Origin of the sequence: Flavobacterium succinicans LMG 10402 (assembly GCF_000611675.1) — a bacterium.
Lineage (GTDB): Bacteria > Bacteroidota > Bacteroidia > Flavobacteriales > Flavobacteriaceae > Flavobacterium > Flavobacterium succinicans.
Genome location: NZ_JATV01000006.1, coordinates 14,099 through 33,412 on the forward strand (window position 1 = coordinate 14,099; position 19,314 = coordinate 33,412).

The 19,314-nt window shown below is 37.5% G+C and carries 17 protein-coding genes and 1 pseudogene; 15 read left to right on the plus strand and 3 right to left on the minus strand.

Annotated elements, in window-relative coordinates:
• Nucleotides 1-6: 6 nt before the first annotated feature.
• The 10 genes and pseudogenes from AO58_RS0106515 (at nucleotide 7) to AO58_RS0106555 (ending at nucleotide 9,576) form a co-directional block, all read left to right on the plus strand.
• Nucleotides 7-402: a four helix bundle protein gene (locus AO58_RS0106515; protein ID WP_244530690.1), complete on the plus strand. Its 396-nt coding sequence runs from the start codon at nucleotides 7-9 to the stop codon at nucleotides 400-402.
• Nucleotides 403-469: 67 nt separating this feature from the next.
• Nucleotides 470-1,279 carry an indole-3-glycerol phosphate synthase TrpC gene (trpC, locus tag AO58_RS0106520; RefSeq protein WP_024980932.1) on the plus strand — a complete coding sequence of 270 codons (810 nt, stop codon included), beginning with the start codon at nucleotides 470-472 and terminating at the stop codon, nucleotides 1,277-1,279.
• A gap of 126 nt (nucleotides 1,280-1,405) precedes the next feature.
• Nucleotides 1,406-1,975 (plus strand): annotated as a pseudogene (locus AO58_RS18375) (phosphoribosylanthranilate isomerase); the annotation flags it as partial.
• Between the two features lie 60 nt (nucleotides 1,976-2,035).
• Entirely contained in the window at nucleotides 2,036-3,217 is a 1,182-nt protein-coding gene (gene trpB / locus AO58_RS0106525; protein ID WP_024980933.1) for a tryptophan synthase subunit beta, read from the plus strand.
• Nucleotides 3,218-3,351: 134 nt separating this feature from the next.
• The gene (locus AO58_RS0106530; protein WP_024980934.1) at nucleotides 3,352-3,672 is read left to right on the plus strand and encodes a gamma-glutamylcyclotransferase family protein; all 321 of its coding nucleotides are present in this window, start codon (nucleotides 3,352-3,354) and stop codon (nucleotides 3,670-3,672) included.
• A 297-nt stretch (nucleotides 3,673-3,969) separates the two neighbouring features.
• Nucleotides 3,970-4,734: a tryptophan synthase subunit alpha gene (gene trpA / locus AO58_RS0106535; RefSeq protein WP_024980935.1), complete on the plus strand. Its 765-nt coding sequence runs from the start codon at nucleotides 3,970-3,972 to the stop codon at nucleotides 4,732-4,734.
• An 87-nt stretch (nucleotides 4,735-4,821) separates the two neighbouring features.
• On the plus strand, nucleotides 4,822-5,448 hold the full coding sequence (locus AO58_RS0106540) for a TetR/AcrR family transcriptional regulator (RefSeq protein WP_024980936.1): 627 nt from the start codon (nucleotides 4,822-4,824) through the stop codon (nucleotides 5,446-5,448).
• On the plus strand, nucleotides 5,438-6,769 hold the full coding sequence (locus AO58_RS0106545; protein WP_024980937.1) for a TolC family protein: 1,332 nt from the start codon (nucleotides 5,438-5,440) through the stop codon (nucleotides 6,767-6,769). Before AO58_RS0106540 ends, AO58_RS0106545 begins: the two co-directional genes overlap by 11 nt.
• Before the next feature lie 7 nt (nucleotides 6,770-6,776).
• Nucleotides 6,777-7,856, plus strand: coding sequence for an HlyD family secretion protein (locus tag AO58_RS0106550; RefSeq protein WP_024980938.1), 1,080 nt, complete (start codon nucleotides 6,777-6,779; stop codon nucleotides 7,854-7,856).
• A gap of 136 nt (nucleotides 7,857-7,992) precedes the next feature.
• Nucleotides 7,993-9,576: a DHA2 family efflux MFS transporter permease subunit gene (locus AO58_RS0106555; protein ID WP_024980939.1), complete on the plus strand. Its 1,584-nt coding sequence runs from the start codon at nucleotides 7,993-7,995 to the stop codon at nucleotides 9,574-9,576.
• Between the two features lie 66 nt (nucleotides 9,577-9,642).
• Here the strand turns inward: AO58_RS0106555 and AO58_RS0106560 are convergent, their stop codons facing one another.
• From AO58_RS0106560 to yaaA, 3 genes are all read right to left on the minus strand, one after another.
• The gene (locus AO58_RS0106560) at nucleotides 9,643-10,101 is read right to left on the minus strand and encodes a hypothetical protein (RefSeq protein ID WP_035717438.1); all 459 of its coding nucleotides are present in this window, start codon (nucleotides 10,099-10,101) and stop codon (nucleotides 9,643-9,645) included.
• Nucleotides 10,102-10,255: 154 nt separating this feature from the next.
• The gene (locus AO58_RS0106570) at nucleotides 10,256-11,668 is read right to left on the minus strand and encodes an ApeA N-terminal domain 1-containing protein (RefSeq protein ID WP_024980941.1); all 1,413 of its coding nucleotides are present in this window, start codon (nucleotides 11,666-11,668) and stop codon (nucleotides 10,256-10,258) included.
• Nucleotides 11,669-12,006: 338 nt separating this feature from the next.
• Nucleotides 12,007-12,765, minus strand: coding sequence for a peroxide stress protein YaaA (gene yaaA, locus AO58_RS0106575; protein ID WP_024980942.1), 759 nt, complete (start codon nucleotides 12,763-12,765; stop codon nucleotides 12,007-12,009).
• Between the two features lie 235 nt (nucleotides 12,766-13,000).
• Between yaaA and AO58_RS0106580 the strand changes: the two genes are divergently transcribed.
• The 5 genes from AO58_RS0106580 (at nucleotide 13,001) to AO58_RS0106605 (ending at nucleotide 19,099) form a co-directional block, all read left to right on the plus strand.
• Nucleotides 13,001-13,774, plus strand: a complete 774-nt coding sequence (locus AO58_RS0106580) for a sulfite exporter TauE/SafE family protein (RefSeq protein ID WP_024980943.1) — start codon at nucleotides 13,001-13,003, stop codon at nucleotides 13,772-13,774.
• 66 nt (nucleotides 13,775-13,840) lie between these two features.
• On the plus strand, nucleotides 13,841-15,259 hold the full coding sequence (locus AO58_RS0106585) for an amidohydrolase family protein (RefSeq protein WP_024980944.1): 1,419 nt from the start codon (nucleotides 13,841-13,843) through the stop codon (nucleotides 15,257-15,259).
• A gap of 1,456 nt (nucleotides 15,260-16,715) precedes the next feature.
• Nucleotides 16,716-17,942: a glycogen synthase gene (glgA, locus tag AO58_RS0106595; RefSeq protein ID WP_024980946.1), complete on the plus strand. Its 1,227-nt coding sequence runs from the start codon at nucleotides 16,716-16,718 to the stop codon at nucleotides 17,940-17,942.
• A 509-nt stretch (nucleotides 17,943-18,451) separates the two neighbouring features.
• Nucleotides 18,452-18,697, plus strand: coding sequence for a hypothetical protein (locus AO58_RS0106600; RefSeq protein ID WP_024980947.1), 246 nt, complete (start codon nucleotides 18,452-18,454; stop codon nucleotides 18,695-18,697).
• 24 nt (nucleotides 18,698-18,721) lie between these two features.
• Nucleotides 18,722-19,099 carry a hypothetical protein gene (locus AO58_RS0106605; protein ID WP_024980948.1) on the plus strand — a complete coding sequence of 126 codons (378 nt, stop codon included), beginning with the start codon at nucleotides 18,722-18,724 and terminating at the stop codon, nucleotides 19,097-19,099.
• The last annotated feature ends 215 nt before the right edge of the window (nucleotides 19,100-19,314 follow it).

The window sequence follows — 19,314 nt, forward strand, 5'->3', positions numbered from 1 at the left end:
AAAAAATTGAATGATTTAAAAATTGAAAAAAAAATGACAAAATCGTTTGAAGAATTTGAAGTGTATCAAAAAGGGATATTATTAGCAAAAAAGATTTTTCAAATAACAAACAAAAAAGAATTTGAAAAAGAATTTGGTTTTAATGATCAAATAAAAAGAGCGGTTATTTCCATAACCAACAATATCGCTGAAGGTTCTGAATACAACAATAACAAACAGCTTATTAGGTATTTGAAAATTTCTAAAGGAAGTTGTGCAGAAGTAAGAAGTATGCTAGTGTTATCTAGGGAACTGGGATTTTGTTCCCAAACTGAAATTGAAGAAAGCTATAAAATAAGCATAGAAATATCGCAAAACTTGTCAAACTTCATAAAATACTTAAATACTAAAATCAAAGACTAATTCTTATTCAGATTGAAATCTTTAATCATTCAATCTTTAAATCATTCAATCTTTAAATTTATAATTAATGAACATCCTAGATAAAATCATCATCGATAAAAAAAGAGAAGTCCTTCTCAAGAAATCCATTATTCCCGTTTCGCAATTGGAAGCTTCGGTGTTTTTTGAAAAACAGACTATTTCTCTTAGCCAAAAATTAAAAGAAAGTCCTTCTGGAATTATTGCCGAACACAAACGCCGTTCCCCTTCTAAATCGATTATCAACAATAATTTCACGGTTGAAGAAGTCGTAAAAGGGTATGGAAATGCTGGTGCTTGTGGAATTTCGGTACTTACGGATGGTAAATATTTTGGGGGTTCGCTAGATGACTTGCTCTTGGCTAGAGCATCGGTAAATATTCCTTTATTACGAAAAGAATTCATTGTAGATAAATACCAAATCCTAGAAGCCAAAGCCCACGGAGCCGATTTAATCCTACTCATCGCAGCAGTTTTATCGCGTGAAGAAATCCAATCTTTATCTGAATTTGCTAAAAGTTTAGGACTTGAAGTACTGCTTGAAGTGCATAATTTAGAAGAATTAGAAAAATCGATTATGCCCACTCTTGATATGATTGGAGTGAACAACCGCAACCTCAAAAACTTTGAAGTAAGTTTGGATTTTAGCAAAGAGTTAGCTGCTAAGATTCCAAATGATTTTGTCAAAGTATCCGAAAGTGGCATTTCGACTATTGAAGCGATTCAAGAGTTAAAACCTTACGGATACCAAGGCTTCTTGATTGGAGAAAACTTTATGAAAACAGATAACGCAGGTCAAGCTGCAATGGAATTTATAAACCAAATCCCCCCAGCCCCCGAAGGGGGAACTAAAAGCTAATAAATATATTAAGTTATTATGCATTCAGATTCAGAAAAAAAGACAATCAAAAAGCGAAATCTAAAATCTAGTATTTCAACTCCCTCCCCTTCGGGGAGGGCTGGGGTGGGGATAAAAATCTGCGGTATGAAATACCCTGATAACATACTCGAAGTAGCAGCCCTCCTACCCGATTATATGGGATTTATATTTTGGGAAAAGTCAGCACGGTATTTTGAGGGACCTATGCCTGAGTTACACAAATCTATCAAAAAAGTGGGAGTTTTTGTCAACGAAAAAAGTGATAGCATCCTAGACAAAGTAGCCCAATACGATTTACAAGCCGTACAGTTACACGGACAAGAATCGGTAGCTTTTTGTTTGGAATTAAAAAATAAATTAGGGACTAGTGTCGAAATCATCAAAGTATTCTCAGCAGATGAAACTTTTGATTTTAGCCTATTGAAACCTTACGAGCCTGTTTGCGATTTCTTTCTTTTTGATACCAAAGGCAAATTACCCGGAGGTAACGGAACCACTTTTGACTGGAGAATTTTACAAAACTATCCTTCCTCAAAACCATTTTTCCTTAGCGGAGGTATCGGAATTGACGAAATAGCAGCAGTAAACGAAATTTTGAACACCCATTTACCCCTTTACGCCATAGACGTAAATAGTAAATTTGAAATAGAACCTGGATTAAAAAACATCAATCTTGTAAGGACAATTCGCGTAAGGACAATTCGCGAATTGTCCCTATTTAAAAAAAATAAAAAAATGTCATACAACGTAAACGAAAAAGGCTATTATGGTCAGTTTGGAGGAGCTTACATTCCCGAAATGTTATATCCTAATGTAGAAGAATTGCGCCAACACTATTTGGACATTACAGCTACACCCGATTTTAAAGAAGAATTCAACCAATTATTAAAAGATTATGTGGGGCGTCCAAGCCCATTGTATTTTGCGAAGCGATTGTCTGAAAAATACAATACCAAAGTCTACTTAAAAAGAGAAGACCTAAACCATACCGGAGCACACAAAATCAACAACACGATTGGACAAATTTTAGTCGCCAAAAAATTAGGCAAAAAACGCATCATCGCTGAAACAGGTGCGGGTCAGCACGGCGTGGCCACCGCTACCGTTTGTGCCTTAATGGGATTAGAATGCATCGTGTATATGGGCGAAATCGACATTGCTCGTCAAGCACCTAACGTAGCTCGAATGAAAATGTTAGGCGCAACCGTTCGTCCAGCGTTATCTGGCTCTCGCACCCTAAAAGACGCAACTAACGAAGCCATCCGCGATTGGATTAACAATCCCGTAGACACGCATTACATCATTGGTTCCGCCATTGGACCGCACCCTTATCCTGATATGGTTACCCGTTTTCAGAGTGTCATTTCCGAGGAAATCAAATGGCAATTAAACGAAAAAGAAGGTCGCGAAAATCCAGACTATGTCGTAGCTTGTATTGGTGGAGGAAGTAATGCTGCTGGAACATTTTACCATTTCTTAGACCAAGAAGAAGTCGGTATTATTGCCGTTGAAGCCGCAGGAAAAGGTGTCGATTCAGGGCATAGTGCCGCCACGAGTAAACTAGGAAAAATGGGAATCATTCACGGTTGTAAAACCCTTTTGATGCAAACCCCAGATGGTCAAATTACGGAGCCCTACTCTATCTCGGCTGGCCTGGACTATCCCGGTGTAGGACCTATGCACGCGCATTTGGCGGAATCCGGTCGTGCCGAATTCTATTCCGTAACCGATGATGATGCGATGGAATTTGGACTCGAATTGTGCAAATTAGAAGGCATCATTCCCGCCATCGAAACCTCGCACGCCTTGGCCATTTTCAAACAAAAACAATTCAAACCCTCAGACATTGTCGTGATTAGCCTTTCAGGACGAGGAGATAAAGATTTAAATACGTATATTGACTACTTTAAATTGTAGTAGGGCGTTACCACAAGGGTCGGGCTGTACGCTATATCTCTAGGGGCGAACCCCGCCCCTAGAGGATGCCGCTCCCATCCCTAACGCAAACCCTGCATCACCACAAATGAAGTAGCCATCAACACCAAAGTACTATGCAAAAATTATTTACATACGGAACATTACAGCATCCTGAGGTACAAGAAGACCTTTTTGGTAGAACACTCAAAGGAACCCCAGAAACGCTTTTGGGCTATCGTGTCAAAGAAATCCAAATCGAAGAAGAATTTGGTTTAATCAACTACCCCATCATCGTCGAAACCGAAAATCCTGAAGATACCATTCAAGGCATTGTTTATGATGTCAATGACAAAGACTTGTTGCAAGCCGATCGCTACGAAGGAAAACATTATAAACGTGTAGAAGTAGTTTTGCAATCCAACCAAAAAGCTTGGGCTTATAGTTTGGTGGTGTAGAAAAAAAACAACCGCAAATTCGTAAATTTTAAGGCATTTACTTTTAAAATTTTCGCCACAAATTACACGTATAAACACTAATTCAAAACATTTCTTTTATTGCACGAATCCTTAAGAACCATATAATTGGTGCAATTCAATTTCAAAATCGATGATTTAGTGCCAATTTGTGTTTTCGTGGCTAACATTTTAAAATGCCAATTTGGTGTAAATACAATTTTAAACTTAACTAAAAAGTCTCATTTGCATTAGATTTGAGACCAATAAATATAGAATTTCAGATAGAAAGAATAAACTATGAACCGAATCAATCAAAAATTACAAGAAGATAAAAAAATATTGTCCATCTATTTTTCTGCGGGTTATCCTAACCTAAACGATACCGTACAAATCATTCAAGATTTAGAAAAAAATGGCGTCGACATGATCGAAATCGGATTACCGTTTAGTGATCCTTTGGCAGATGGTCCAACTATTCAGGCGAGTTCAACGCAAGCCTTGCACAACGGAATGACCACTCAAGTATTGTTTGACCAATTAAAAGACATTCGAAAAACAGTCAACATTCCTTTGGTGATTATGGGATACTTTAATCCGATGCTACAGTATGGTGTGGAAAAGTTCTGTGCTACATGCGCCGAAATAGGAATCGATGGATTGATTGTTCCTGATTTACCTGTAGATGTATATGCTGACGAATACAAAGCTATTTTCGAAAAATACGGTTTAAAAAACATCTTTTTAATCACGCCGCAAACTTCAGACGAACGCATCCATTTTATCGACAGCGTTTCGGATGGTTTTATTTATATGGTTAGCTCGGCTAGTGTAACAGGTTCCAGTGCAGGATTTGGAAACACACAAGAAGCGTATTTCCAACGTATCGCTCAAATGAATTTGAAAAATCCTCAAGTCATTGGCTTTGGAATCAACAATGCCGAAACTTTTCAACAAGCAACTCAATTTGCCAAAGGAGCTATCATCGGTAGTGCCTTCATTACTTATTTAAAAGAAAATGGAACCAGCAAAATCAAAGAATTTGTTCACACTATACGCCAATGAAGTTTTGTTAAAAATAAGTTAAATAAAAACTAAACAATTGTTTAAATTAAACAGTTGTTTAGTTTTGCTTTAACAAATATAACCTGAGTGAAAACGGACTTTACCGAAAAGCAAATCCAAATACTCGAAGTAGCCGAATCCTTATTTGCCGAGAAAGGCTTTGATGGTACTTCAATTCGAGATATCTCTAAAATAGCAAAAATTAATATTGCTATGATCTCCTATTACTTTGGATCGAAAGAGCGATTACTACAGTCGCTGATTATTTTCAAAACAACAGATCTCAAAAGTCAACTCGAAAATTTACTATTAGAAGATTTAGAACCTATTGAAAAGGTGAACAAGTTGATTGAAATTTACATCAATCGGATCAACAACAACAAAGGAATTTATAGGATTCTACATTTTGAATTCAATTCAAAAAAAAGAGAACAAAACCTAATGGCTTTCAATGAATTCCGAAAAGGCAATTTGAAGTATTTAGAAGCCATCATTCATGAAGGACAACAAAAAGGAATTTTCCGAAAAGATGTCATGATTCCATTAATCACGCCAACCATTTTGGGTACTTTTTTTCATTTTCATATGAATAAAACCTATTTCAAAGACTTATTGAACCTAAGTACAGAAAACTTGTATAACCAATACGTCAAGACCAGCTTGACCAAACACATACAACAAACCATTAAAGCCCTTTTAATTTATGAAAATTAGCCCATTATTTGTCTTTGGGATTTTGTGTTGGGGAACTTCGACGGCAAATGCTCAAGAAAAAACACCCCTTAAGCTTGAAGATGCCGTACAATTGGCTTGGACCAAGAGTAACGACATTTCGCTTGCTTCCTCTAAAGTTGCTACCAAAAAATACGAACTGCAAGCCAGCAAGAACAATCAATATCCTGATTTAAAACTTTCTGGTCAATACCAACGGCTTACCAATGCCACTATTGATTTAGTACCTAACTCGGCGAGCGGTGCACTACCTACAGGCGGCCCAGTGGATCGCTTAATGTTGGGACAACTTACGGCTAGCGTACCGGTTTTTGCAGGTTTTAAAATTCAAAACAATATAGATTTACACGATAACCTGTACCAAGCCGAAACCGCTCGAGCATTCCAATCAAAAGAGGAAATTGCTTTAAAAGTGGTCAACTATTACGCGAGTTTGTATAAAGCCCAAAAAACAATCGAAATCTTAAAAGAAAATCAAAAGCGCGCCAAACAACGGGTAGTTGATTTTATTGATTTAGAGAAAAATGGCATTATTCCTCGCAATGATTTATTGAAAGCACAATTACAAGTTTCGAAAATACAATTGGCCATCGACGAGGCGACTAATAATTGGAACATCGTTAACTTTTATTTGGTCAATCTCTTAAAACTTGATTCTGCTACTCAAATTGAAATCATCGAAAAAGATTTTGCTAATTTTCAAATGACCAATATTCCCGTTGACGAACAACCAGCTTTACAAAACAGAAAAGATTTAGAAGCCCTTCGTTTACAAGGAAAAGCCAGCGAATCCTACATTAAAATAGCACGTAGCGCCTATTTTCCTACTATTGCTATTTTGGGAGGTTATACCGCATTAGATTTACACAACGTAGTTAGCGTGCAAAATGCCATGAATATTGGGGTAGGTATTTCGTACGATTTTACCAGTCTACTTAAAAATGAGGCATTGGTAAAAGTGGCCGAAAGCAAAGCTTCTGAAGTACACAACACCGAAGCACTTTTAACGGACTACATCAAAGTTCAAGTACAAAAAGCCATTGAAGATTACCAATTGGCCATAAAGCAAGATGTCGTCTATGCCGAAGCGATAGACCAAGCTTCTGAAAATTATCGGATTGTAAAAGACAAATACGACAATGGCCTTTCGAACACCAACGATTTATTAGAGGCAGATGTGGACCAACTTACGGCCAAAATCAACAAAGCCTTAAGCAAAGCCAATATCATTCAAAAATATTACGAATTACTATCCGTTACCGGACAACTAAGCCAAACCTTCAATCCATCAAATTATAAGTAACCTTACCATGGAACAGAAAAAAACAAATATAAAATTCCTCATTATTACCGTTTCATTGCTAGTACTTGGCAGTATTTATGGCATTTACAAATACAATCATTCACAATCCCACGAAGAAACCGATGATGCACAAATTGAAAAAAACATGTCCCCTATCATCCCACGTGTGGCGGGTTATATCAGTAAAGTACATGTAGAAGACAATGATTTTGTCAAAAAAGGAGATACCTTATTTACTATTGATAAAAAAGATTTTTTAGTAAAAATTGAAGAAGCCAAAGCCGCTTTAATCGGTGCTGAAGGGGGTTTTGAGGTAGCCAAAGCAGACATCGGCAGTGCCTTAGCCAGTATCTCTGTTTCTGAAGCCAATGTACTTTCGGCAGGTGGCAATATCGAATCAGCAAAAATTAGATTGGGGCGTGCCACTAGTGATTTTGCCCGTTATGAAAATCTTTATAAAAATCACACCATAACTAAACAGCAATACGAACAAGCCTTGGCTACCAAACAAGAAGCAGAAAGCCAATTGCGCATTTTACAACAACAACAACGTGCGAGTTCGTTTCAAAAATCAGTAATTGAGGCCAAATCAAGAGTTTCTAACAAACAAACCGAAGTCGCTGCTGCCAATATCAAAAGAGCACAAGCGGTTTTGGATGCCGCAAAAATTAACCTAAGTTATACCGTTGTTACTGCAGCTATTGACGGGCAGGTTTCGAAAATAGACATTCAACCGGGACAATTGGTACAAGCGGGTCAATCCTTATTTTACATTATCAACAACGATCAAGCTTGGGTTGTAGCAAATTTCAAAGAAACGCAATTGAACAAAATGGTGATAGGTCAAAAAGTCTCTATGAAAGTAGACGCCTATCCTGACTATGAATTTGTAGGGTCGATAACTTCTTTTTCTCCAGCCACAGGATCTACTTTTTCCTTATTACCACCTGATAATGCCACTGGTAATTTTGTAAAAACCATCCAACGTTTGCCTGTAAAAATTAGTTTAGACAAAAGCAATGATGCCAATAAAATAAAACTGTTGCGCCCTGGTATGAATGTCGAAGTGGATGTGCATTTGAAATAAATAGCTGTTAGTGATTAGTAATTAGCTGTTAGCAGGCTGACTATTAAGGACTCTTCGCCACGCACTATCCACTAAGGACTATTCACTAATTACTAAGGACTAAGAACTATTCACTAGGGACTAATCACTAAAAAAAATGGTACAATCAGAAGCTGACGATTTAATAGAATATGGTTTTAGAAGAGTAATTATTACGATTACTTGTGTCCTTTGCGCTATGCTTGAAGTGGTAGATACCACGATTGTCAACGTAGCACTCAACAATATGCGAGGCAGTTTGGGAGCAACGCTTACAGATGTAGCTTGGGTAATTACAGCCTATGCTATTGCCAACGTAATTATCATACCGATGACGAGTTGGTTGTCGCAACAATTTGGTCGACGCAATTATTTTGCGGTATCTATTATCATCTTTACCGTTTCCTCTTTTTTATGTGGGAACGCCACAAATATATGGGAATTGGTGGCTTTTCGTTTCATTCAAGGACTCGGTGGCGGAGCACTACTAGTTACTGCACAAACCATTGTGACCGAAAGTTACCCTTTGGCAAAACGAGGTATGGCACAGGCTATTTACGGGATGGGTGTTATTGTTGGGCCAACCCTAGGTCCGCCATTGGGAGGTTATATTGTAGACCGTTTTTCATGGCCGTATATCTTCTATATCAATATTCCGATTGGGATCATCGCTACATTACTGACGCTTTCGTTTATCAAAAGTCCAAAATATGGCGCAAAATTAAAAGCCAACCAAGTCGATTGGTGGGGCATTGTGTTCCTAACTGCATTTATTGGATCGCTTCAATTTGTGTTGGAACACGGACAACAAGACGATTGGTTCAATAATTCGGTAATCGTGACGTTGAGCATTGTTTCGTTCTTTGGTCTGTTGTTTTTCATTTGGCGAGAACTCACTTACGAACACCCGATTGTAAATCTGCGAGTGCTGAAAGATTCTAATTTACGCATTGGTACCATAATGTGTTTTATCCTTGGTTTTGGATTGTATGGCTCTACGTTCATTATTCCCATTTACACCCAATCCATTTTGGGATGGAGTGCCACAGATGCCGGATTATTACTGATTCCGAGTTCGATTACTACTGGTGTGATGATGCCTTTTATTGGCAAAATGATTCAAAAAGGAGTGCCACAAGCGTATTTAGTTGCTGCGGGATTTTTTATCTTTTTTGTTTTTACGTATTGGATGCATTTGGTGATTACACCTGATTCGGGTGTCGAGCATATGTACTGGCCTTTAATCTTGCGAGGAGTAGGTTTAGGGCTGTTGTTTGTGCCTATCACAACGCTTTCTCTCTCTACCCTTTCCGGCAAACATATCGGCGAAGGAGCGGCCTTTACTGGAATGATGCGTCAATTGGGAGGTTCATTTGGTATTGCCATCATCACCACGTATATTGCTCGAATCAATCAAGAACATCGGGTGAATATGATTGGCTATTTGGATAAAACGTCGTTTGAAGTACAACAAAGAGTACATCAATTGCAGATGGGATTCATGTCGAAAGGATATTCTATCAACGAAGCCCTATCCAAAGCCTATAAATCGCTCGAGTTGATGATTACACAACAAGCAGCTGTCCTCACCTTTTCGGATATCTTTCTGTACTTAGGCTATTTGTTTTTGTTCTGTATTCCTTTCATTCTTTTGATTAAAAAAGGAAAAAACAAAATCAATCCTGCCGATGCAATGCATTAACGAAAAAGCCGATTTCTAGTACTGAAATCGGCTTTTTGGTTTTATAACTCATAGTCTTTAGCTTTTTTATTCGCTTTTAACACGCGTGGAGTGCAGCATATCAAACTTCCAACCTTTGTCGGTTAAAATGGCTGTGGCGCTTTCTAGCCAATGTACTTTTCGAATGATTTTATCGTCAATGGAAATGGTTGCATAGTTGTGATAAGCCACCCAAGCGGTTTTATTAGTGACTTTGACATCAATGATTTCAATTTTGTTTACTCGTTTTTGGATGGGCAAATTGAGCTTGGCTTTATTCAAATAGGTTGCGATGGTATCGTTATTCCAAACTTCGCCGTGTTCCAAAAGCAAGAAATCTTTGGTATAATATTTCTCAATGTTTTTAGCTTCTAGTTTTGACCAAATTTCGTCAAACGATTCTTGTACTAAAGTTTGAAACTGTTTTTTGTGGTTTTCTATTGCACCTTGAGCGAATGCTATTGTGGTGAAAAATAGCATTAAAAGTAGGGTGTTATGTTTTTTCATTGTTGTTGAGATTTAAGGATTACGTTTATTTTTGCTGGGTTTAGAACTAAATTTTTTCCAATTTTCGGATTTGCCAAATCTTTCAAATACAAAACCAACTTTCCATTAAGGCAATTGAAGAAATCGCTTGTAGTGTGTGTTGTACGCAGGCAAATTACTCAACTTTTAAATGGTTAAAATTATATTTCACCTTCTCTAACAAGCTATCAATCGTCTTTTTCGGTAATCCAATCTCATGAAGTAATCCGATTACTAAAATTAATTTTATTCTTTCAGACAAAAGCATCAAGTCTTGTTCAGAGATTAAGTGTTTCTCTAAACTAGTTGAATAATGTGTGTAGTAATTTCTTAAATCTTTGATTTGTTTTATAAAGGTAATTTTGTTTGGAATTAATTCACTTAATGTTTCGTTTGAATACTTATCCAAAAGTTCGGTTAATCTTTGATGTAAGTTAAGTTGATTACCAAAATTGAATTGTTCTTTTAACCAAGTATGATATTTCACCGGTGTTAATTTTAATATTTCATTTTTCATTTCTTTATAGTCTTCTTTAGGGATTTTTGTATGATTATAAAGTCTTGAATGTAAAGTTTCAGCGGCTTGAGCAAGGTTTAAGAATGTATTTTCAGAAAATTTAGATTCATTGTAAAATTGTTCGAAGATTAAACCGAAAGCAGGCTTTAATTTGTCATACTTTGTAAACCAGTTTTTTATCACAACAGGGAAGTGACTTTCGATTTTTCGGTAATCAAATAGCATTTCATTTGGATGAATTTCCTTTCGATTTTTTCTTTTCGAAGTAGTTTGAAAAAATTCTATAGGTTTACGATACTTACCAGAGTTTCCGTAATCATTCATCAGATTACTATTGTATAATGTTATTGCAGTTGGAAATACACTTTTATAAATTCCCATAATTAAGAAGTTTTGAAAACGAGCTAATAGTTTTCTTATATCATCTAAAGCTATGTCTTCTGTTGAGTTTATTTCTATTTCAACATTCTGAGTTATTGATTCTGATTTCGGTGAATAATAAGATGGAGAAGTACTTGAAAATATGAATTTTCCTTTAAAATTATCATGTAATTCAAATTCTATATTTTCAGGAAGTTCATAGTCTAAATATATCGATTTTTCGGTGAGCTTGTTTAAGCTTTCAGAATGTTTAAATCCTGTTATATTTAACCATTCATCAAAGTTTTGTATTGAGCTTTTAATTGAATTAAATTTTAATGATTCTTCGGTTTCAAAATGATGTCCTTTTAAAATGAAGTTTGCATAATATTTTTCTATAGCTGGTCCTTGTTCATTTCCTTTTCGATAAGTTTGTCCTCGTCTTGAGAAATTGAAACAATTAAAGAGAGTAATATATTCGCTGTTAACTGATAAGCCTAGAATGATAAATGTCTCTGGATTACTCTGTAGAAAGAAATCTTGATTATTTAAACTTCCTATAAGTTCTAGAATTGCACCATCAACAGGATCAAATCGTAAAGTTCCAGGAATTCTCTTCTCTTTATTTTCTGGTAAAAACCAAAGTCCTTGTATTTCAAAGTTTATTATCATTAACCGATGTTTATTGCTTGCGCACAACTTGAACATAGTCGCTACTCTAAACGACTATCCCTCCTATTTTGATAGCAAATCCGCTATTGTGTCGCGTTTCTATTGTCTCAAATGTATTCCTTTTTAATTAAATATATAAAATTTTATTTACATTTTTTTCTTTACGATTCACGATTTTGATTCCTTGAACTCCTGTGATTGCCAGCGTGAGGGATAGGAATAAACTACCGAAGTAGTATGGATAGCCCGACCGCAGCCAGACAAAGGGGCGAATAACACGTTTGCTATTCGCCCCTTTGGGTGGATGGGGTCACGCCCAAATAATTTTAAAAAATAGGTTATCGGGTAAAAACGAGTTGGTTGCCTTTGGATAAATTGGCATCAAAGGCATAGCCGTCGTAATTGAAGCCTTTTAGGTCGTCGATGGTTTCGGCTTGGGTGTCGATGATGTAGCGCACCATCATTCCGCGGGCTTTTTTGGCAAAAAAACTAATCATTTTTAGTTTTCCGTCTTTGTAATCTTTGAACTCGGGCGTGATTACGGGTACTTTGAGCGCCTTAGCATCTACGGCAGAGAAATATTCGTTGCTCGCCAAATTCACAAACAGTTCGTCTTTTTTGAGTTCCTTGTTCAACGCTTGGGTTAAGGTGGTTTTCCAGAATTGGTATAAGTTTTGGCTCTCGCCTACAGGCATTTTGGTTCCCATTTCTAAGCGGTACGGCTGAATCAAATCTAAGGGTTTGAGCAAGCCATACAAACCCGAAAGGATGCGCAAGCGGTCTTGCAACAGTGGCAATTGGGCTTCGGAAAGCGTGTAAGCGTCTAAACCAGTGTAGACATCGCCATCGAAAGCGTACACCGCAGGGCGAGCATTGCTGGGTTTGAATGGGGTTTTCCAATCTTTGTTGCGCTGCCAATTCAAGTCGGCCAATTTATCCGAAATCGACATCAGGCTAGCTAATTCTTTGGGCGTTTTGAGTTTCAATTCGGCGTGCACGATTTTGGATTGCTTTAAAAAAGAAGGCTGCGTAAAAGTTTCAACGGGTAATTCTTTCTCGAAATTTAAGGACTTGGCTGGCGATATAACAATTTTCATATATGTAAAAGATATTTGTTAGCGGTCATATATGGTATCGTCTTGTACTTATCGGTGTTTGTTTGCAACAAACCTTTTATAAATGGCGATTTCATAACTGACTTTTCTTTGTTTTCAAAAATACAATTTGAATTTTAGTTTTTTGACGATTGAAATCGTTTTCTTTAATAGTTGCATAATCACTTGTAATTCAAAGTGTAAAATTTGTACTTTTGGCGCTTCATTTAATTAATTTATGGATTATTTCCTAATTTGTATTGTTGCTTTGTTGGGTTCGGGCCTTACCTTATTTTCAGGTTTTGGTTTAGGGACTATTTTGTTCCCTTTTTTCGGATTTTTTTTTCCCATAGAAATTGCGATTTTTTTGACGGCCATTGTGCATTGTTTGAATAATTTTTTCAAACTTATTCTTTTAGGCAAAAATGCCAACACACAAGTGTTGTTGTATTTTGGTGTGCCGGCTTTTATATTTGCTGCACTTGGGGCTTATGCCCTTTCGATTATAAATGACATGGAAGCGCTGGGAAGTTATACGTTTGTGGGCGAAACCTTTTATATTCTTCCGATCAAAGTAGGAATTGGAATAATTCTTTTGTTTTTTGCTTTTGTTGATGTGGTGCCCTCGTGGTCCAAGCTTACTTTTGATAAAAAATACATGCCCTTGGGTGGAATGCTGAGTGGCTTTTTTGGAGGATTATCTGGCATGCAAGGGGCTATGCGCTCCGCTTTTTTGATCAGAGCTGGTTTATCAAAAGAATCGTTTATTGGAACAGGTGTTGTGATTGCTACCGTGATCGACCTTTCGAGAATGGGGGTATATATTGAAAATTTACCCGAAGAAGCAATGGATATTGACTTTACTCTCATCATGTGCGCCACACTTTCGGCTTTTATTGGGGCTTTTTGGGGTAATCGATTGCTAGGAAAAGTGACCTTAAAAACCATTCAGATGTTGGTAGCCCTTTTCTTGATACTTTTTGCTATTCTATTGATTTTGGGTATTTTATAATTGCGTATACAAAAATTGTTTTTTTTTCCTATTTTTGCACCCCAAATCTACTAAACCATAAAAAGTATGAAAAAGATTTCGCTCTTTTTAGTGCTACTAAGTACCGTATTTGGAACCGCACAAACTGTTGACTCCTTTTTTGATAACATCCGAAATAACGAAGCCCAACTCACGGCTTTCTTTTCTCAAATGCCCAAAGGAGGCGATTTGCACCACCACTACTCTGGCTCTGTCTATGCCGAACCGCTTATAGCCTACGCTATTAAAAACAATTTTTACCTCAATTTAGAAACCTTAGAAGTACAGCCCGAAAAAGGAAAAGACGGGATTTGGGAAAATTTTGAAATGATTCAGAAAAATGGAGCATTACCTTTATACCAACAAAAAATCATCGAAAAATGGTCTATCAAAGACTTTAACGGCATAAGTTACCCTTCTGATAAACAGTTTTTTGAATCCTTCGGGAAATTTCAAGCCACCATCAAAGGCACATTTGAACAAGGACTTTTGGAACTGAAAAATCGCGCCATCAAAGAACAAGTAAGTTATATCGAAACGCAATTATCAACGATTCCGTGTGATATGAATACCGAGGATTTGACACCTTATAACGAAGAACTTCGAAGCTTGGTAGCCAAAAAAGACGAAAAAGCGGTTTTCAAAGCATTGGACCAACTGTTTGCTACTTTCTCCAAAAGAGAGGCTGCAAAATACGCTTCTAATTTCAACACCAATTTTGTTGCCAAAATGCATAACGACCTCAAGATTGATGATGCGCAATTCACAATGCGTTATCAAAATTTTGTGTTGCGCTTTATGGAACCGGTAGACTTGTTTAAGAACTTAGTAATCGCTTTTATCTCAGCTGATAACAGTCCGCTGATTGATGGCGTGAATATCGTTTCTCCAGAAGATGGCGCTACAGCAATGAAAGATTATGAATTGCATATGTTGTTCTATAAATACTGCCACAGCAAATTCCCAAAAGTAAAATACAGCATGCACGCGGGTGAACTGACCCTAGGATTGGTGCAACCCGAAGAACTAACGTGGCACATCAACGCAGCCGTATATACCGCAGGCGCGAACAGAATTGGGCACGGCGTAGATTTGGCTTACGAAAAAAACAACTACGAGCTATTGCGTTATATGGCGAAAAACGAAATCGCTATCGAAATCAATTTAACTAGTAACGAGTTTATACTTAAAGTAAAAGAGAATCGCCATCCGTTTAGTTTGTACAAAGAATTTGGTGTTCCCATCGTAATTAGTACGGACGATGCTGGTATTTTAAGAACCAATCTCACAGAGCAATATGTGCTTTTGGCCAAAAGATACCCACAAGTAAGCTACAAAGACATCAAGGAATATGTATACAACAGTATCCGTTTTAGTTTTATCGAAGAGTCTAAAGTAAAAGATCAACTATTAGAAGATTTGGATTACCGATTTAAAAAATTCGAAGCACAATTTAAGTTACAATGATTTTCTGATCTTAAATGAGTAGCTATGCCACAATAAGACTTGTGATGTAGCCCTTAATTCTGCAAGCCGTTTCTGAAAAGAAGCGGCTTTTTTTATTCCCAAAAAAAAGCATCCAAAAAATATAACCTTCAATTCCTATCAAAAAAACACAACAAGCTTGATAATAGATTGCACTAAAATCAATTGCATCCCGCTTTTGCAGGATGACATAATGATAAAGAGGTAAAGGCTTTAGCCAAAACTAGGGTACTATTTTGGCTAAAGCCCAACACGAAACTCATCATAAAGAATGGGCTAAAGCCCATCCCTATTGAATATTACAGCATTCCACTCTTTGCGCGGCTGCGCCTTCAATGTCATTAAGTTAAGAGGATAAAGAAAAAAAATAGCACGCAGATTCAATAGATTTTAACTGATTTTTCTGCGTAAATCTGCGAAATCTGCGTGAAAACAAAAAGAGTAATTCCTTAACTTAAAGACATTGTCTGCACCTTTTCGAGACCAACTCCACTTTTTTATTCCCAAAAAAACATCCCCAAAAAACATCCCCAAAAAAAACCTCCATTAAATTCCTATCAAAAAAACACAACAAGGCTTGTTAATAGATTGTACTAAAATCAATTGCATCCCGCTTTAGCGGGATGACATAATGATAAAAGATATAAAGGCTTTAGCCGAAACTAACATACTATTTTGGCTAAAGCCTACTACTAAACTCATAATAAAGAATGGGCTAAAGCCCATCCCTATTGAATATTTAAGCATTCCACTCTTTGCGCCTCTGCGCATTTGCGAGACCAATTTCATATTTTTATTCCCCAAAAAGCCTTCAAAAAAACCAAAACTCCATTAATTCCAATCAAACAAACACATCAAGAAATATTAATGAATTGCACAAAATCAATTGCATCCCGATTTAGCGGGATGACATAATGATAAAGATGTAAAGGCTTTAGCCGAAACTAGGGTACTATTTTCGCTAAAGCCTAACACGAAACTCATTGTAAAGAATGAGCTAAAGCCCATCCCTATTGAATTTTTCAAAATTCCACTCTTTGCACCTCTGCGCCTTCAATGTCATTAAGTTAAGAGGAAAAAGAAAAAAATAGCACGCAGATTCAACAGATTTTAACTAATTTTTCTGCGAAAATCTGCGAAATCTGCGTGAAAACAAAAAGAGTAATTCCTTAACTTAAAGACATTGTCAGCGCCTTTGCGAGACCAATTCCAAACCAAGACACCGAGACACAAACTATCTTTTCAAAACTTTACCTCTAACCTGTACTCAGCTATCAAATTGTCATAAAAAACAATTACCACAAAAAATCATAAATACTACAAATTAAGTCGATTCCGTTTCAAATTATCATCAAATTCACGGCTACTTTCTCGCTTAAATTTTATAGTTTTATAAAGACAAAAAACAAAGCTTTTTTACTTCTCTAAAAATCTTCGTATGAAAATAGCCCTTTACAGTAATGAATTTCCTCCGCACATTTATGGTGGTGCGGGAGTACATATCGATTTTTTAAGCCAAGAACTGGCCAAACTCGCCCAACTAGAAGTCCGCTGTTTTGGGGCACAATCCGAAACTACCGAAAATATGCACGTGCAAGGCATCACCTCCAGCTTGACCAAAATGGAAGACCCAAGCAATGCACACATCAAAATGTTTCATAACCTGAGTAAAAATGTCGAGATGGCACAAGCCACGCCCGAGGCCGACATTGTACACTGCCACACTTGGTACACCCATTTGGCAGGCGTATTTACCCGCGAACTGCTGCAAGTACCGCTCATTTTGACCACGCACAGTCTCGAAACCCACCGCCCTTGGAAGGTCGAGCAACTCGGCAACGGTTATTTCCTGTCGCGCTGGTTAGAGCAACACGCCTATGCCTCTGCCGATGGTGTGATTGCCGTAAGCGAACAAATGAAAACCGATGTCATCGAAGCCTATGGCGTAGCACCCGAAAAAGTTAAGGTGATTCACAACGGCATCGACCCTGATTTTTACCAACCCACTTTTGATGACGCCTTGTTGACCGAATTGGGCATCGACCCCAACATACCGTTTGTGCTGTTTGTGGGCCGCATCACGCGCCAAAAAGGCATCTCGCAACTCATCGCTGCGGCACAACATTTCAATGCCAATTGCCAAATCGTGTTGTGTGCAGGCGCACCCGACACACCCGAAATCGCCGCCGAAACCGAACAACTCATCGCCGAGCTAAAAGCCACCCGCGAAGGCGTCATCCTCATCTCCGAAATGCTTCCAAGAGATAAAGTAAAAGTACTCTACAGCCACGCCCGCGTTTTCGCCTGCCCCTCGCTATACGAACCCTTTGGCATCATCAATCTCGAGGCGATGTCCTGCGAAACACCCGTAGTAGGAAGCGCCGTAGGAGGCATACCCGAAATCATAGTCGAAGGACAAACCGGATTTTTGGTACCCCTCGCCCCCGTTTCCCGAACCGATTTTAACCCCGCCAATCCTCAAGCCTTCCAACAAGATTTTGCCACCAAAGTCAATCTCTTGCTCGACAACGAAGCCTTGGCCAACCAAATGGGAAAAGCCGGTCGCCAACGCGTACTCAACCAATTCAGTTGGGCTTCTATCGCCAAAACCACCTTGGCCTATTACCAAGAAGTCATTGACCGTTTCGAAAAAGAAAAAGCATAATTAGGGCGTGACCCCAGTACCACAAAGGGGCGAATAGCAAACGTGTTATTCGCCCCTTTGCGTTCCTGCGGTCGGGCTATACACGCTACTTTGGTAGCCAGCTTCTATCCCTCACGCGAAATGTCATTAAGTTAAGCGTTCTTTTTGTCATTCTGAGGAACGAAGAATCACATAATGTGAACAGCAAGTGTGATTCCTCCTTTGTCGGAATGACAAAATCAAGAGTCTTTATCCTTAACTTAATGACATTGCCCTCACGCGGGCAATCACGGGAGTTTAAGGTAACCAAACACCATAGAATATTTCAGAATTTTTTTATCTTTTTTGCAAGAAAAAGAATATATTTGAGAAATAAAAAAGTTTGAATACAGTTGGAACTATCTCTATAATTTTGGTGTTATAGGTATGATAAAAACTAAACTAATATGCTAGTCAGCGGACAGCAATGACAAAATCACTAAAAAAGACACAATAAAAATAATTTTATAAAAGAACAAAAATACAAATTAATGAAAGCAGACATTGAAAAATTATTAAATGAAATTGCTAATGATAGACACGGTTTATCAGATTTAGTTTTACACTATGGCAACCCCGCAGAAATTGAAATGGAAGATTGGTGGGACGCTCCAATCGAAGTGTTGCAAAATAATCTTCGCCAAAACGTTAAACCAGAAGACAAAAAAGGGTTAATTCTTTTAGCAATGGGAGTTGGTGCCATAAAAAACGATGAAAGCAAAGTATCAGAATATTAATTTATTCTATTAAACTAAAACAAAATGAAATATATAAAAAATATTTTTCTGACATTATTTCTTTCAATTTTTCTATACTCTTGTGCGACGACAATGACTCCTTTGGAAGTAAACCAAACACTTCCAATGCTTACAAAATCTAAATATTTAACGGCAGAGGAAACACAAAATCCAAATTGTAAGAGTTTAACACGTGGAAAAAACTATGTTGCACCTCAAGGATTGACGGTAAAAGATGATTTACGAAATGCCGCCGCAGGAATTGACGAATGGGTTACAATCGACGGTGGAAATGCATACAAACTTATAAATTTTAGGTGGATTACAATTTCGACAGATAAATATGGTTCACCAACTTCAACTCAACTTGTAATTGATTTTGACATTTACATTTGCAAATAAGAAAAATAGCAACAGAAAACGGTAGATAATTTGCCTTTCCGCTAACATACGCTACAAGCAATTTGGGTATTAGGCTTAATTTGAAATTGGTTTTGTATTTGGGTCCCGTAGCTTCGGGATGGCAAATCCGAAAATAAGACTTAATTTAGTCCTAGACCGACTGTAATACTGGGACGTTGACAGATATTATAACTGCTCGCCAAAAGGACAAACGT